Below are 15041 nucleotides of genomic sequence, written 5' to 3'. Positions count from 1 at the left end.
GGGAAAGGCGCCGCGACTAAGGTCGCCGCATGGACAGACGCCATCTGATCGGCCTGACTTTGAGCGCCTTGACGCTGGCGGGCGCGGCGCACGCTTCGCCTGAGAAGAGCGGCGGCGGCAAGGGCGGTTATCTGCCCCTGCCCACCGCCACGGCCACGGTTCTGCGCCGCGACGGGCGGCGCGGGGTCATGACGGTCGAGACCGGGCTGGACATCGCCGACGGCGCCCTGATGGAGCGGGCGCGCCTGTCGCAGCCGCGCCTCAGCGCCGCCTATAACGAGATCGTCCGCATCGCCGCCGAGCGGCTGCTGCCGGACGCGCCGCCGAATGTCGAATGGCTGGTGGTGGCGTTGCAGCACGCGACGGACGCGATCCTGGGCAAGCCGGGGGCCAAGCTGCTGCTCGGCACGGTAATGGTGGGCTGAACGCCTGTTCGCAAGCGCCGGCGTCTAACTACGCCGTCATCCTCGGGTCAAGCCCGAGGATGACGGCGGGAGGAAGAGAAGAGGACGAAGGGCTACGCCTCAGTCCTGCGTCGGGTCGGGGCGGCTGGCGTCGCCGTAGGTCATGGCCAGGAAGACGTCTTCGAGATCCGGGTCCTCGGTGGCTATGTCCTTGATGGTCACGCCCGCTGCGCGCACGGCGGCCAGCACCTGCTCGACGCTGGATTCGCCCGTGCGATAGGTGACGACGAAGGCGCCGTTGGCGCGCGGGGCGACGTGGAAGCCGTTCAGGACCGGCAGGGTCTCGGGCGCCGTCTCGGGCGTCACCACCACGTTGCGGGTGTCGAGACGTTTCAGCAACTGCTGCGTCGGCTCGCAGGCCACGACCTCGCCCCGGTTGATGATGGCGATGGTGTCGCACAGCTCCTGCGCCTCTTCGAGGTAGTGGGTGGTCAGGATCACCGTCACCCCCTCCTCGTTGATCTTGCGGACATAGTCCCACAGCTGGCGGCGCAGCTCGACGTCGACGCCGGCGGTCGGCTCGTCCAGGATCAGCACGGGCGGATTGTGCACCAGGGCCTTGGCCACCATCAGGCGCCGCTTCATGCCGCCGGACAGGGCGCGGACATAGGCGTTGGCCTTGTCCGACAGACCCAGGGCCGCCAGCAGCTCGTCCGAGCGGCGCTCGTTCGCGGGCACGCCGTAAAAGCCGGCTTGGACCTCCAGCGCCTCGCGCGGGGTGAAGAAGACGTCGGCGACGATTTCCTGCGGCACCACCCCCAGGGCCGAGCGGGCGTCGCGCGCCTCATGGTCGATGTCGCGGTCCCAGATGCGGACCGTGCCCTCGGACTTGTTCACCACGCCCGCGATGATGTTGATCAGGGTCGACTTGCCCGCGCCGTTGGGCCCTAGCAGCCCGAACATCGAGCCGCGAGGCACCGTCAGGTCGACCCCGCGCAGGGCCGTCTTCGGCGGCGACTTGCGCGAGCCCTTGTAGGTCTTCTTCAGCCCCCTGACCTCGATGGCGTTGACGGGCAGGGCGGGGGCTTGGGTCATGGCGCGGACTTCGACTCGGGCAGGGAGGGGCGGACGGCATAGGTAGGGGGCGCGGCGCCGTTCGCCAAGGCGTCGTTGCGACGGTGAAGACAAGGCTGCGAGACGATATGTAAAAGGCGCTTGACGCCGCCCTCAAGGGTGTCTAGCTTGCTTGTCAGAAAGACAACTTCGCTTGGATAAGGAAACGCCATGACCCCCGCCATCGCCTCCCGCAAAACGCTGACCCGAACCCGCCTGATCGGCTTTATCGCCATGGGTTTCTGCGCCGTCGGCTACGTCGGCTTCGCCCTGGCGCTGGGCGCCGGCAAGATGGAATACCTGCCTATGACCCAGGCGGCGATCATCGCCGCCGTCGCCGCGGTGGTCGGCGAGGTCGGCCTGTGGGTCGGCGCCGGCTGCCTGGGGTTGACCCTGTTCAAGAAGCGCAAGGCCCTGTTCGACAAGGTGATGGGCCGCAAGCCCGCCGCGTCGGATGTTTGACCTGAGGTTCCGGTCCGCCTAGGAACGGCGCAAAGCCTCTCCAGACCGGACCGGATCATGCCTCCCCGTCATCTCGAAGCCGTCATTCCTCCCCCCGAAGAGATCGTCGTCTCGACCAAGCGCGTCGCCTGCGACGGCGGCGGCGGGGCCCTGGGCCACCCGCTGGTCTATATGGACATGGGCGAGGACGACTTCATCGAGTGCGGCTATTGCGACCGCCGCTTCGTGCTGTCGGCGCACCCGCAGCCGGAGAACGAATACCTCGACCCGGCGGCCCGCCCGCCCGAGGCGCACTGAGGCGGGACGATGCGTTTTCTGCACACCATGGTCCGGGTGAAGGATCTGGACGCCTCGATGCGTTTCTACTGCGACCTGCTGGGTCTGCAGGAGACGCGCCGCGCCGACTATGAGGCCGGGCGTTTCACCCTGGTCTATCTGGCGGCCCCTGCGGACAAGGCGCGGGCCGAGGCCGAGAAGTCGCCTGAAGTCGAACTGACCTACAACTGGGACGATCAGGATTACGACGGCGGCCGCAACTTCGGTCACCTGGCGTTCCAGGTCGACGACATCTACGCCGCCTGCCAGCGCCTGATGGACGGCGGCGTCGTCATCAACCGCCCGCCGCGCGACGGCCACATGGCCTTCGTCCGCTCGCCGGACGGCATCTCGATCGAACTGCTGCAGGCGGGCGAGCGTCTGGCTCCGGCCGAGCCGTGGGCCTCCATGCCGAACGTGGGCGCCTGGTGAGGACTGCTCTCCGTCTCCTGCCCGCCGCCTTGGTCCTGACCCTGGGCGCCTGCGCCATGGTGACCGAGACCAATCCGGCGCGGACGGCCACCGACATGCTGCTGGTCAACCGGGCGGCCGACCGCGCCGTCGAGGGCCTGACCCTGCCCATCCCCCAGGGCGCGCGCGTCTTCGTCGACGAGACCTATTTCCAGGCCGAGAACGCCCGCTATGCGCTGAGCGCCATCCGCGCCGCCCTGTCGGAAGCCGGCTACGCCATCGTGCGCGAGCGGGGCGAGGCCGACGCCATCTTCGAGGTGCGCGCCGGGGCCCTGTCGCTGGATCAGCTGCGCCGGGTTGTCGGCATCCCCGACATGCGGGTGCCGATCAATGAGAGCCTGAACGTCGTCTCCATCCCCGAGGTGTCGCTCTACTCCAACCGCGACCGCATGGGCGTGGCCGAGTTCTCGGGCTTCCTCTACGACGCGCGCACCGGCATGCCCCTGGGCGCCGTCACGCCCATGATCGGCCAGTACAAGATCCGCAGCCACAAGGCCTTCATGATGCTGACCTGGGGTCAGCAACTGGCCCAGCCGGGCGAGCGCGATCCGGGATCGAGCTGGAAGGAATTCTAGGGCGGGGCCAAATCGCCCTTGCGCCGCTCGGTCCGTTCGCGGAGCGAGACAGGCGCGTTCGGCCGTGTTAGGGCGCAAGTGAGCATAAGGCGTTCCGGCCGCGCTCATCTGTTCGCCGCCGCCGCAAGAGACGCCCTTGTCCTTCTTCCACGCCGGTCCTGCGCCGAAAGGCTCCGGTCTTCGCCGAGGCGCCCTGCGCGACGGGCTGGACCTGGCGCCGGGGATGAAGGTCGGCCTGTTCGGCGGCTCGTTCAATCCGGCCCACGACGGCCACGCCCACGTGGCGGCCACCGCCATGCAACGACTGGGGCTGGACCGGGTGGTCTGGCTGGTCTCGCCGCAGAACCCGCTGAAGTCAGCCCATGAGACCGCCCCCTTGGCCGAGCGGATGGCCTCGGCGCGGGCGGCCGCGGCGACGGTCGGCCCGGCCATGATCATCTCGGATTTCGAGACGCGGGCGGGTACGCGCTGGACCGTGGACACCCTGCGCGCCATCGTCGCGCGCCATCCGGGGGTGCAGTTCGTCTGGCTGATGGGGTCTGACAATCTGGCGGATTTCCATCGCTGGCGCGGCTGGACCGACATCATGCGGCTGATGCCCGTGGCGGTGATCGCCCGGCCCGGCAGCCTGCTGGACAGCCGCACGGCGCCGGCGGCCGTGCGTTTCGCGCGGTATCGCGTGCCGATGGCCCAGGCCGGCCTGCTGCCCAGCCTTGAGGCGCCGGCCTGGACCTATCTGTCGGCGCCGCTGAATCACCGCTCCTCGACGGCCATCCGCGCCGCGCGGGCGGGGCGGGGCGAAGAGTCGAATCAGGTCGGGTGACCTTTCGCGCCGGGCGTGCTAGATTGGAGTTTTAGTAAATCGCCTTGGAGCCCTCCGCTGACCCCCTCGACCGCGCATGATGCGCAAGACGCCGTTTCCAACGCGGCGCACGAAATGGACCTGATGGATTCCGTCCATTCCGAAGACGGTCAGGCCGAGGACGGCCCCAGTAGCGACGAGTCCGGCAGCGATGGGCGCCAGCCTCTGCCGGTCGGCGCGACCGAACTGGAGCAGGCCATCCTCGCCAAACTCGACGACGACAAGGCTCAGGACATCGTCCTGATCGACCTGCGCGGCAAGAGCCCGATGTCCGACGCCATGATCGTGGCTTCGGGCCGGTCGCACCGCCACGTCGGCGCCATCGCCGACCACCTGCTGCGCCTGTTCAAGGAGCTGGGGCTGGGCAAGGTGAAGGTCGAGGGCCTGCCGCACTGCGACTGGGTGCTGCTGGATGCGGGCGACGTCATCGTCCACCTGTTCCGCCCCGAAGTGCGCACCTTCTACAACATCGAGAAGATCTGGGCGGTGGACAGCGCCCACCGCGGCGGCCCCGTCCGCGGCTGATCCTCCTGACGGCGGGCTGACCTCATGAAGCTGGCGATCGCGGCCATCGGCAAGCCGGGCCGCGGTCCCGAGGCGACCCTCGCCGAGGACTACGCCCGGCGCGCCACCCTGTCGGGGCGGGCGCTGGGCCTGGGGCCTCTCGAACTCATCGACCTTGAGCCGAAGAAGCCCGGTAAGGCGCCGGAGGCCGAGCTGCTGCTCGCCGCCGCCGAGGGCGCGCACCTCATCGCCTGCGACGAGCGGGGGCGGACCTATTCCTCGCGCGCCTTCGCAGACCATGTGGCGGCCCTGCGCGACCAGGGCGAGCGGCGCCTGGTCTTCGTCATCGGCGGCGCCGACGGTCTGGACGAAAGCGTGCGCCGCGCCGCGCGTTCGACCCTGGCCTTCGGGCCGCAGACCTGGCCCCACGCCCTGGCCCGCGCCATGCTGGCCGAACAGCTGTATCGGGCCGTGACGATCCTGGCCGGTTCGCCCTATCATCGCGACTGATGCGACGCGGGGCCGTTCTTTTTCTGACCTCTTCCTGCCTGCTGCTGGCCCTAGCCGGGCCGGCGGCCAGCCAGCGCGCGGGTCAGGCCAACGCCGAGCTGACCCGGCTTCAGGCCGAGTATCGCGACGAGACCGCGCGCGCCCGCCGCCTGCGCGCCGAGGCCGCCGCCGCCGCCGAGGAGATCGTCGACCTGGACCGCCAGCTGCGCGACCTGCGCCGGGCTGAGGCCGAAGACGACGTGCAGCTGGAGGCGCAGCGCGCCCGGCTGAAGGAGCTGGCCGAGCGTGAGGGGTCGCTGGTCGCCGCTCTGTCGCGCGAGCGCGCGGCGCAGGGACGGCTGCTGTCGGCCCTGCAGATGATGAGCCGCAAGCCGCCTCCGCCCCTGCTGATCCCCGCCGATCAGGCGGTGGACGCCGTGCGCGCCTCCATCCTGATCCGGGCTATCACGCCCGACCTTCAGAAGCGCGCCGAAACCTTGGTCGAGCGCCAGGCCGAGATCGGCCGCATCCGCCGCCTGGCCGCCCTGTCCAGCGAGCGCCTGTTCACCGTCGAGAGCGCCCAGAACGACCGCCGCGCCGAGATCGAGGGGCTGACGGCGCGCAAGACCGCCCTGCGCGCCGTCCTGCGCGCCGAGGCGGCCCGGGCCGAGCGCGCGACACGGGCGCTGGAAGCCCGCATCCGCGAACTGGGCGGGCAGACGCCGCAGGTGGCCGAGGCGCCCGAAGCGGCGCCCGCCGCCCGCCTGCCTGCGGGCCGCAGCCGCCTGACCCCGCCGATCGCGGGGACGCCCTCGCAACGCTTCGGCGGCCGTTCGGCCGGTTGGAGCTGGCGCTCCAGCCATGAGGCGGTCGGCGCGCCCGCGGCGGGCCGCGTCGCCTACGCCGGGCCGCTGAAGGAGTGGGGCGAGGTGGTGATCCTGGACCTCGGCCCCGGCTGGCGCGCCGTGATCGCGGGCCTGGACCGTCTGGAGGTCGAGACGGGCCAACGCGTCGGCGACGGCCAGACCCTGGGCCGCACCGGCGAGGACGGCGAGGCCTATTTCGAACTGCGCCGCCAGGAACGGCCCATCGATCCGGCGCCGTGGCTCCAGTAAGGGGGCTCTGTCTGCCGCCGTTATCCTTCTATCTCGCCTGCATCCACCCATCCTGCCGTCATCCTCGGGCTTGACCCGAGGATCGGGCCTTCCGTCTGCGCGGCCCGGGACAAGTCGGGCGCGCCCTGCGCTCGATCCTCGGGTCAAGCCCGAGGATGACGGCCAGCTGCAGGCGGCAGGCGACGTCATCCGGCAAGCTCTGTCCCATCCAACCGCGCGAAATCCCTTTCAAATCGGCGCGGACGCTGTTTGTATCGGCCGAACTGTCGCGCGCGCCGTTTGCGGCGTCCGCGCCGCCCTGGACGACCGGAGCCGAGAGCGGATCCGATGGAAAGAGACCGAATGCGTAAACTGCTTCTCGTGGGCGCCGCCGCCCTGGCGCTGGGCGGATCGGCGGCGGCTGTGGCCAGCCAGACTCCGCGCAACGAGACCTTCCGGATGCTCGAGATGTTCGGCGACGTGCTGGGCATCGTCGAGCAGGCCTATGTCGTTCCGGTCGATAACAAGAAGCTGATCGAGGCCGCCCTGCAGGGAATGATGACGGCGCTCGATCCGCATTCCAACTACCTGCCCGCCAAGGGGTTCGACGACCTGCGCGAACGGACCTCGGGCGAGTATTCGGGCGTCGGTTTGACCATCACCTCCGAAGGCGGCCTGGTGAAGGTCATCTCGCCGATGGACGACAGCCCGGCCGGGCGCGCCGGGGTTCAGGCGGGCGACGTCATCAGCGCCGTCAACGGCCAGAACGCGGCGGGCCTCAGCGTCTCCGAGGTCTCGGACAAGCTGCGCGGCGCCACCGGCACGAGCGTCACCGTCACCTTCCTGCGCGACGGCGAAGAGCCGCGCGAGGTCGTGCTGACCCGCGAGGTCATCAAGGTCGAATCCGTCACCGGCCGTCTGGAAGGCGATTTCGGCTACCTGCGCGTCTCCACCTTCAACGAAAACACCGGCCGCGAGCTGACCGAGACCATCGAGCGGCTGAAGCGCGAGAAACCCGGCCTGAAGGGCTATGTGCTGGACCTGCGCAACAACGGCGGCGGGCTGCTGACGGCGGCCATCGACGTGTCCGACGCCTTCCTGGAGCGCGGCGAGATCGTCAGCCAGCGCGGCCGCAAGCCCGAGGATATCGAACGCTACGCCGCCAAGCCGGGCGACCTGACCGGCGGCCTGCCGGTGGTGGTGCTGATCAACTACGGCTCGGCCTCGGCGTCCGAGATCGTGGCGGGCGCCCTGAAGGATCAGGAGCGGGCGACGGTCGTCGGCCTGACCAGCTTCGGCAAGGGGTCGGTGCAGACGGTGATCCCGCTGCGCGGCGGCCAGGACGGCGCCCTGTCGATCACCACAGCACGCTACTACACGCCGTCGGGCCGCTCGATCCAGAAGATCGGCATCGAGCCGGACCTGGAAGTGGCCCGCTCCGAGGCCGAGGCGCGCATCGTCTCGCGCTCCAGCTTCATCTATTCCGAGGCGGCCTATTCGACGGCGCTGGATTCCTCCATCGGGGCCGAGCGCAAGGGGCCGCACACCCCGCGCGAGGCGCCCGGCGCCGACTATTCCAAGGACAAGGACTATCAGCTGGAGCGGGCGCTGGATGTGCTGCGCGCCGGCGGCGACCTGACCAAACTGGCCGCCGCGCCCGAAGGGATCGTCATCACCGAACCGGGACAGGACAAGGTCGAGACGGCCGAGACCGACGCGCCCAAGGTCACGGTCGCGCCGAAAGACCCCCCGGCGCCGCGCGCCCCGGAAATCACGCCGGGGAACAAGCCGAAGAGCGACTGAGGCGCGGCCCTCGAACGTGGTGAACGCGCCGTTAGGGTTTCTTAACCGGCGCAGGGCTTAACTGAGGCTGAGGGGTGCCGCGCCTGTGCGGCGCCTGCAAGCTCGAGCCGCCATCCTGACCATGTTCGCCAAGCGCCAGTCCGCCCTAGCCGCCGCCGCAGGCGCGCCGCCGGAGCCCCGGTCGCGCGTCGCCATGGACCCGGTCCTCAACGCCCTGAAGAAGCCGCCCGTCGCGGCGGGCGCGGCCGGGGTCTTCGTTATCGGCGCGGCCGCCCTGTTCGTCGCCGTTCTGGGCGATCCGCGCGCCGGCGCGCCGACGGCCAGCGCGCGACTTGAGCGCCCCGCCGCAGCGGACACCGCCCCGACCGGCGCCGAGGCTTTCGGCTTCAGCGGTCTGGACATCTATCAGGACCTCGGCGCCATCGACCCGGCCCTGATGGGCGAAGAGGGCGGCGCTATGGGGGGCGAGGCCCTGATCACCCTGCCGGACGGCGCCAGCGTGGCTTCAGGCCAGGGCTTCAGCGCCCCGGTGCGCGCCCCGTCCAATCCCTTGCCCAAGGCGCCGATCCCGGGCCTGTTCCAGCCCGGACCGAACGGCCCCCTGCCGCGCATCGCCTCTGACGGCCGCGTCCCGGCCCAGGCCTACGCCCGGCCTTTCCGTTCGAACGGCAAGCCGATGGTGGCCCTGGTCGTCGGCGGCCTCGGCCTCAACACCGCCACCACTCGCGCGGCGATCGAACGTCTGCCCGCCGAGGTGACGCTGTCCTTCGTGCCCTATGCTGAAGGCCTTCAGACCTGGATCGACATGGCCCGCGCCCACGGCCATGAGGTGATGATCGAACTGCCGATGGAGCCCACCGGCTATCCCGACAACGACCCCGGCCCCTACACGCTTCTGTCCAGCGGCGGCGCCGACGACGTGGCGGTCAAGCTGGACTGGCTGCTTGCGCGCGCCACGGGCTATTTCGGCGTGACCAACTATCTGGGCGACCGGTTCGCGACCTCGGACGAGAGCATGGGCGCGCTGATGACCAATCTGCGTCAGCGCGGTCTGGCCTTCCTCGACGACGGCTCGATGCGCCGCCGCCCCGGCGCCTTCGCCCGCGCCAGCGCCGACCGCATCATCGACGAGGAACAGAGCCCCGCCGCCATCCTGCGCCAGTTCAACGCGCTAGAGGCCGCCGCCAAGACCAACGGCGCGGCGCTGGGAACCGGCTTCTCCTACCCCGTCACCGTCGAAGCCGCCGCCCGCTGGACGGCGGGCCTGGAGGCGCGGGGCCTGCAGCTGGCCCCCGCCTCTGCGATGACCCGGCGGCCGGGGCGCTAAGGCGGGGGCTGCTTCTTCGGCTAGGCGAACGGCGTGATGTCGACTAGGGTATCGATGTTCTTGTCGGCAGGAGGTCTGGGAAGTGAGCAGCTTTCGTATGGGCGCCCTCTGGGCCGCGCTGGCGTTAACGGGGCTGGCCTCAACGGCCTTGGCGCAGGCGCAGCCTGACGTCACGGTCCTGCCTGAAGTCGCTGTGCAGGGCCGGGCGACGCCTGAGGCTGTGCGTGACTTCGTCGGTCGAGTGGCGGCGCCGTCTCCGGGCCGCCCGCTGGCGCAATGGCGCGGGCCGATCTGCCCTGGGGTGGTCAACCTGGCACGCGAGCCCGCCCAGGCGATCATTGATCGCGTGAGCCAGACTGCGGCAGGCCTGGGGCTGCATACAGGCAAACCGGGCTGCGAAAGCAATCTTGTCGTGGTTTTTGCTGAAGACGGCCGCGCGACGGCTCAGAGCCTGAACCAGGCGAACCCCCAACTGTTCCGACAGAATGTCACCGGTTGGGATGCGGGCCGGGGGGCGTTCCGCGCCTTTCTGGCGGACGAACGGCCTGTGCGCTGGTGGTCTCTGAGCATCCCTACAGATCCAGATACGGGGCAGCGCGGGGTGCGGATGCCCGGCGAGAGAGGCGGCGTAGTTGTTGACCGAGAAATCGCTAAAATCCTGAACTGCAATGAATACGACTGCGCCATTGGCGCTGCACCCATCATAAAGCGCCGCCAGGGCAATACGCGGCTTGACGCGGCCGTGGTGGAGACGCTTTTCAAGGTGATTGTCATCGTTGACATGGATTTGATCGGTTCCGTCAATACGACGCAGCTTGCCGATTACGTTTCCATGATCGCCTTGGCGCAGATCGACGCCAGCGCCGACACGACAGGGTTTGATACGGTCCTGAACCTCTTCTCCGGGAGCCTTCCTGCCGGACTGACCGAATGGGACAGATCCTATCTTGCGGCTCTATATGCGCCTCGCGCGCAGAGGCGCTCGGTGTCGGCGCAAGCTGAAGCGGTCGCTGAAGTGATGACGCGAAGCGAACTGACTGCGCGACGCCAGCCCTGAAGACGGCGCAAAATCTCGGCCCTGAACGCGTCGCCGTGTTACAGATCGAGCATGAGCACTGACGACGATCACACCCCCGCCGCCGAACCCGCGGACGCTGTTGCCGGCGAGACGCCTGTTCAGCGGGCTCTGCGGCTCAAGAAGGCGGCGCTCGAGGCGCGGCCGAAGCCGCCGCGCGGCGGGCGCTTCCAGCGTGAACAGGCCGCCCGCATCAAGAGCGGGGCGGCGCGGCCCTGGATGAGCAAATAGGGGCCTCCGCCCTCCCGGCCGAGGATGGCTGAGGAGGAGGGGGACGGCGAGCCCTAAGCCCGCGCCTCGATCTTCAACGGCATGGGCTTCAGGTCCAGCAGGGCGAACAGCTTGGCGTCGTCGTCTTCTTCCGGGTTCGGCGTGGTCAGCAGCTTGCCGCCGACGAAGATGGAGTTGGCGCCGGCCAGGAAGCACAGGGCCTGCATCTCGGGCGTCATGCCTTCGCGGCCGGCCGACAGGCGGACCATCGACTTGGGGCAGACCAGACGGGCGACGGCGACGGTGCGGACGAACTCGATCGGGTCGATCTCGCCTTCCTTCAGCACCCGCTCGCCCAGCGGCGTGCCGCCGACGGGGACCAGGGCGTTGACCGGCAGGCTGTCGGGGTGGACGGGGAGGGTGGCCAGCGCATGCAGCAGGCCCGCGCGGTCGCGGCGCTTCTCGCCCATGCCGACGATGCCGCCGCAGCAGGTCGACATACCTGCGTCGCGGACGTGCTGCAGCGTCTCCAACCGGTCCTGATAGGAGCGGGTCGTCACCACCTCGGCGTAATACTCCGGCCCGGTGTCGAGGTTGTGGTTGTAGTAGTCGAGGCCCGCCTCCTTCAGCTGTTTCGCCTGGTCGGCGTTCAGCATGCCCAGGGTGGCGCAGGTCTCCAGCCCCAGCGCCTTCACGCCCGAGATCATGGCCGCCAGCTTGGGCGTGTCGCGGTCCTTCAGCTCGCGCCAGGCGGCGCCCATGCAGAAGCGGCTGGCCCCGCCCGCCTTGGCCGCCATGGCCTCAGCGATGACGGCGGTCGGCTCCATCAGCTTTTCAGCCTTCAGCCCGGTCTTGAAGCTGGCCGACTGCGAGCAGTAGCCGCAGTTCTCGGCGCAGCCGCCGGTCTTGACCGACAGCAGTTGGGATTTCTGGACCTCGTTCGGGTCGAACCAGCGGCGGTGCACGCTCGCCGCCTCGAACACCAGCTCCATGAAGGGGCGGGCGAACAGGGCCTCGACCTCCTCCAAAGTCCAGTCGTGACGGGGGATCGAGAGATCGCGGGCGGGTCGGATCGAAGCGTCGTCAGCCATGGGGCGACGGCTTAGACGACTTGCGGCCGATCCGCCAAGCCTGTCTTGGCCGCACGATGTTGCGCGAGGCGCCCGTCAGGCGACCAGGCGCGGCCCCGCCGCGCTGGCGACCGGACGGTCCAGGCGGAAGCGGCCGACCTGTTGGTTCAGGCTGACGGCCTCGTTGGCCAGCTGACGGGCAGCGGCGGTGGCCTCCTCGGTCATGGCGGCGTTCTGCTGGGTGATGTCGTCCATCTCGCCCATGGCGCGGCGGACGCGGGCCAGGCCTTCCGCCTGTTCCTGAGCCGAGCCGGCGATGCCGCCGGCCAGGCCGTCGACGGCTGTGACCTTGGCGCCGATGCGCTCCAGCGCCGCGCCGGTGCGCTCGACCAGATCGACCCCGCGCGCCACCTGGGCCGAGGAGGTGGAGATCAGGGTGCGGATCTCGCCCGAGGCTTCGGACGAGCGCTGGGCCAGGGCGCGCACTTCCTGGGCCACCACGGCGAAGCCGCGGCCGGCGTCGCCCGCGCGGGCGGCCTCGACCCCGGCGTTCAGCGCCAGCAGATTGGTCTGGAAGGCGATCTCGTCGATCAGGCTGGTGAAGCGGGCGATCTCGGCCGAGGATTCAGCGATGGCGTGGATGGCGGACACCGCGTCGCCGACCACCTGGGTCGTGTGTTCGACATCGGCGCGGGCGGCGGCCAGGGCCTCGGCGGTCTGGCGCGCGCCGTCGGCGGTGGCGGCCACTTCGCGGGCGATGGCGTCGGCTTCGTTGACGGTCCGCTCCAGATTGGCGGCCTGACGCTCGGTGCGGCTGGCCAGATCCTCGGAGGCGACGGCCAGCTGGCTGGAGCCGGCGCTCAAGCTCTCGACGCTGTCGGCCACGGCGCGCACGGCGGTGCGCAGGGCGCGGGTCGCGGCGTGGAAGTCGTTCTGCAGCGAGCGATACTGCTCGGGGAAGGTTTGGGGGATGGTCACCGACAGGTCGTTGTCGGCCAGGCTGTGCAGGGCGGCGCCCAGCGCCCGCACCACCTCGGCCTGTCGCGCCTCGGCGGCGTCATGTTCGGCCTGAACGCGGTCGCGCTCTTCCTGCAGGGCGTCCAGATAGATGGAGATGGCCAGGTCCATGTCCAGCATGACCCGCTGGGTCAGTTCGGCCACGGCCTCGGCGGTGATGCGGTCATGTTCGCGGCGATTGGCGAACAGCTTTTTCGGCCGCTCGACGATGGCGCGGGTCAGGTGGGCCAGGATCACGCTGTAGCCGCCGATGTACCAGCGGGGCTCCAGACCGATGCGGGCGTGAACCCGGCCGATGGTGCGCACCGAGGCGGCGTAGTCCTCGTCGGCCCGGCCGTCGATGATGGCGTCCCAGTGGCGTTGCTGGGCGTTGCTGGCGGCGCTGATGTGGCCTTCGTCGCGGAAGAAGCGGCGCATCTCAGGCTCGGCGCGCACCTTGTCGTAGAAGGCGGCCAGGGCCAGAGGCGCGTTCTTGCGCAGCACGCCGGAAACGGCGCTGTAACCGGCGGACGGCCGACCCAGACCCATGAAGTTCATGCGGCGGTCGATCTCGTGGGAAGCCATGACGCGATACTCACTGCAACGGCAGGGCGGGGGAGAGCCCTTAATACCCCTTGTCATCAAGAGGGTATTGGCCGGGTTAAGCCGCGGATGCGTAGATTCCCTTAATGGGCGGGCTCAAATCGCTGTGGGAGGCCGAGGTGGTCAGCGCCCTGGCCCGATTCATATAAAGACATCCTTATGTCTTGATTGCTCCACCCGCCGCGTCGCGCTATAGCGGCGACAATCCCCTGATAGTGGCCGAAAGACATTCCAGCATGACCGACTACATCGTCCGCGACATCTCCCTGGCCGATTTCGGCAACAAGGAAATCGCCATCGCCGAAACCGAGATGCCGGGCCTGATGGCGCTGCGCGACGAATATGGCGCGTCCCAGCCGCTGAAGGGCGCCCGCATCGCCGGCTCCCTGCACATGACCATTCAGACGGCCGTGTTGATCCAGACGCTGGAAGCCCTGGGCGCCGAGGTGCGCTGGGCTTCGTGCAACATCTTCTCGACCCAGGACCACGCCGCCGCCGCGATCGCCGCCGCCGGCACGCCGGTCTTCGCCTTCAAGGGCGAGAATCTGGTCGAGTACTGGGAATACGCCCACAAGATCTTTGAATGGGCCGACGGCGGCTATCCGAACCTGATCCTGGACGATGGCGGCGACGCCACCCTGCTGTGCGTGCTGGGTCCGAAGGCCGAGAAGGACGCGTCGGTCCTCGACAACCCGCAGAACGAGGAAGAGGAAGCCCTCTTCTCGGTCATGAAGCGCTACCTGAAGGAGAAGCCGGGCTTCTACTCGGCCATCCGCGACGCCATCGGCGGCGTGTCGGAAGAGACCACCACGGGCGTGCACCGCCTGTATCAGATGGCCGAGCGCGGCGAGCTGCCCTTCCCCGCCATCAACGTCAACGACAGCGTCACCAAGTCCAAGTTCGACAACCTGTACGGCTGCCGCGAATCGCTGGTCGACGCCATTCGTCGCGGCACCGACGTCATGCTGTCGGGCAAGGTGGCGGTGGTCTGCGGCTACGGCGACGTGGGCAAGGGCTCGGCCGCTTCGCTTCGCAACGGCGGCGCCCGCGTGATCGTCACCGAAATCGACCCGATCTGCGCCCTGCAGGCGGCGATGGAAGGCTATGAGGTCCAGACTCTGGAAGACGTCGCAGACAAGGCCGACATCTTCGTCACGACGACGGGCAACAAGGACGTCATCCGCGTCGAGCACATGCGCGCCATGCGCAACAACGCCATCGTCTGCAACATCGGCCACTTCGACTCGGAAATTCAGGTCGCGGGTCTGAAGAACTTCAAGTGGGACAAGATCAAGGACCAGGTCCACCACGTCGAGTTCCCGGACGGCAAGAAGATCATCCTGCTGTCGGAAGGCCGTCTGGTGAACCTGGGCAACGCCACGGGCCACCCGTCGTTCGTGATGTCGGCGTCTTTCACCAACCAGACGCTGGCCCAAATCGAACTGTGGACCAACGCCGCCAAGTACGAGAACAAGGTCTACACCCTGCCCAAGCACCTGGACGAGAAGGTCGCTTTCCTGCACCTGGCCAAGCTGGGCGCCAAGCTGACGACGCTGAACCAGGACCAGGCCGACTACATCAACGTGCCGGTCCAAGGCCCGTTCAAGCCGGAACACTACCGCTACTAAGGCCTGCTGAAGGTCTAAAGGCAGAAGCCCCGCGCCGGCG

The 15041-nt window shown here is 69.1% G+C and carries 17 protein-coding genes; 14 read left to right on the top strand and 3 right to left on the bottom strand.

The features are described 5' to 3' along the window. Positions 1-29: 29 nt before the first annotated feature. Positions 30-425, top strand: a complete 396-nt coding sequence (locus DA69_RS11030; protein WP_025976879.1) for a hypothetical protein — start codon at positions 30-32, stop codon at positions 423-425. 99 nt (positions 426-524) lie between these two features. Here DA69_RS11030 and DA69_RS11025 read toward each other — a convergent pair whose 3' ends face one another. Next, positions 525-1499, bottom strand: a complete 975-nt coding sequence (locus tag DA69_RS11025; protein WP_025976878.1) for an ABC transporter ATP-binding protein — start codon at positions 1497-1499, stop codon at positions 525-527. 189 nt (positions 1500-1688) lie between these two features. On the opposite strand from DA69_RS11025, the gene DA69_RS11020 reads away from it, so the two are divergent. The 12 genes from DA69_RS11020 (at position 1689) to DA69_RS10965 (ending at position 10725) form a co-directional block, all read left to right on the top strand. Continuing rightward, a complete protein-coding gene (locus DA69_RS11020) occupies positions 1689-1979 on the top strand; it encodes a hypothetical protein (protein WP_025976877.1) in 291 nt (96 codons plus the stop codon). A 57-nt stretch (positions 1980-2036) separates the two neighbouring features. Then, the gene (locus tag DA69_RS11015; protein WP_024355136.1) at positions 2037-2276 is read left to right on the top strand and encodes a zinc-finger domain-containing protein; all 240 of its coding nucleotides are present in this window, start codon (positions 2037-2039) and stop codon (positions 2274-2276) included. Positions 2277-2285: 9 nt separating this feature from the next. Then, complete coding sequence (locus tag DA69_RS11010) at positions 2286-2726, top strand: VOC family protein (RefSeq protein ID WP_025976876.1); 441 nt, start codon at positions 2286-2288, stop codon at positions 2724-2726. Next, entirely contained in the window at positions 2723-3340 is a 618-nt protein-coding gene (locus tag DA69_RS11005) for a DUF6655 family protein (protein ID WP_035302177.1), read from the top strand. Before DA69_RS11010 ends, DA69_RS11005 begins: the two co-directional genes overlap by 4 nt. Before the next feature lie 136 nt (positions 3341-3476). Then, entirely contained in the window at positions 3477-4163 is a 687-nt protein-coding gene (locus tag DA69_RS11000) for a nicotinate-nucleotide adenylyltransferase (RefSeq protein ID WP_035302174.1), read from the top strand. A gap of 114 nt (positions 4164-4277) precedes the next feature. Further along, entirely contained in the window at positions 4278-4727 is a 450-nt protein-coding gene (gene rsfS / locus DA69_RS10995) for a ribosome silencing factor (protein WP_025976873.1), read from the top strand. Between the two features lie 24 nt (positions 4728-4751). After that, positions 4752-5216 (top strand): 23S rRNA (pseudouridine(1915)-N(3))-methyltransferase RlmH, encoded by a 465-nt coding sequence (gene rlmH, locus DA69_RS10990; protein ID WP_025976872.1) that lies wholly within the window; start codon positions 4752-4754, stop codon positions 5214-5216. Continuing rightward, positions 5216-6310 carry a murein hydrolase activator EnvC family protein gene (locus DA69_RS10985; protein ID WP_025976871.1) on the top strand — a complete coding sequence of 365 codons (1095 nt, stop codon included), beginning with the start codon at positions 5216-5218 and terminating at the stop codon, positions 6308-6310. Before rlmH ends, DA69_RS10985 begins: the two co-directional genes overlap by 1 nt. A gap of 342 nt (positions 6311-6652) precedes the next feature. Continuing rightward, positions 6653-8092, top strand: a complete 1440-nt coding sequence (locus tag DA69_RS10980) for a S41 family peptidase (RefSeq protein ID WP_025976089.1) — start codon at positions 6653-6655, stop codon at positions 8090-8092. 121 nt (positions 8093-8213) lie between these two features. Beyond that, positions 8214-9419, top strand: coding sequence for a divergent polysaccharide deacetylase family protein (locus DA69_RS10975; RefSeq protein ID WP_025976090.1), 1206 nt, complete (start codon positions 8214-8216; stop codon positions 9417-9419). Between the two features lie 82 nt (positions 9420-9501). Further along, positions 9502-10476 carry a hypothetical protein gene (locus tag DA69_RS10970; protein WP_235599149.1) on the top strand — a complete coding sequence of 325 codons (975 nt, stop codon included), beginning with the start codon at positions 9502-9504 and terminating at the stop codon, positions 10474-10476. A 51-nt stretch (positions 10477-10527) separates the two neighbouring features. Beyond that, positions 10528-10725: a hypothetical protein gene (locus DA69_RS10965; RefSeq protein WP_025976092.1), complete on the top strand. Its 198-nt coding sequence runs from the start codon at positions 10528-10530 to the stop codon at positions 10723-10725. A gap of 53 nt (positions 10726-10778) precedes the next feature. On the opposite strand, the gene bioB is transcribed toward DA69_RS10965, so the two are convergent. Further along, on the bottom strand, positions 10779-11795 hold the full coding sequence (gene bioB / locus DA69_RS10960; protein ID WP_025976093.1) for a biotin synthase BioB: 1017 nt from the start codon (positions 11793-11795) through the stop codon (positions 10779-10781). A gap of 75 nt (positions 11796-11870) precedes the next feature. Then, entirely contained in the window at positions 11871-13355 is a 1485-nt protein-coding gene (locus DA69_RS10955; protein WP_025976094.1) for a globin-coupled sensor protein, read from the bottom strand. A 254-nt stretch (positions 13356-13609) separates the two neighbouring features. Between DA69_RS10955 and ahcY the strand changes: the two genes are divergently transcribed. Next, positions 13610-15001: an adenosylhomocysteinase gene (ahcY, locus tag DA69_RS10950; RefSeq protein ID WP_025976095.1), complete on the top strand. Its 1392-nt coding sequence runs from the start codon at positions 13610-13612 to the stop codon at positions 14999-15001. The last annotated feature ends 40 nt before the right edge of the window (positions 15002-15041 follow it).

Origin of the sequence: Brevundimonas naejangsanensis (genome assembly GCF_000635915.2) — a bacterium.
Taxonomy (GTDB): domain Bacteria; phylum Pseudomonadota; class Alphaproteobacteria; order Caulobacterales; family Caulobacteraceae; genus Brevundimonas; species Brevundimonas sanguinis.
Note: the sequence above shows the minus strand (reverse complement) of the source record. Positions and strands in the feature narration are given on the sequence as shown.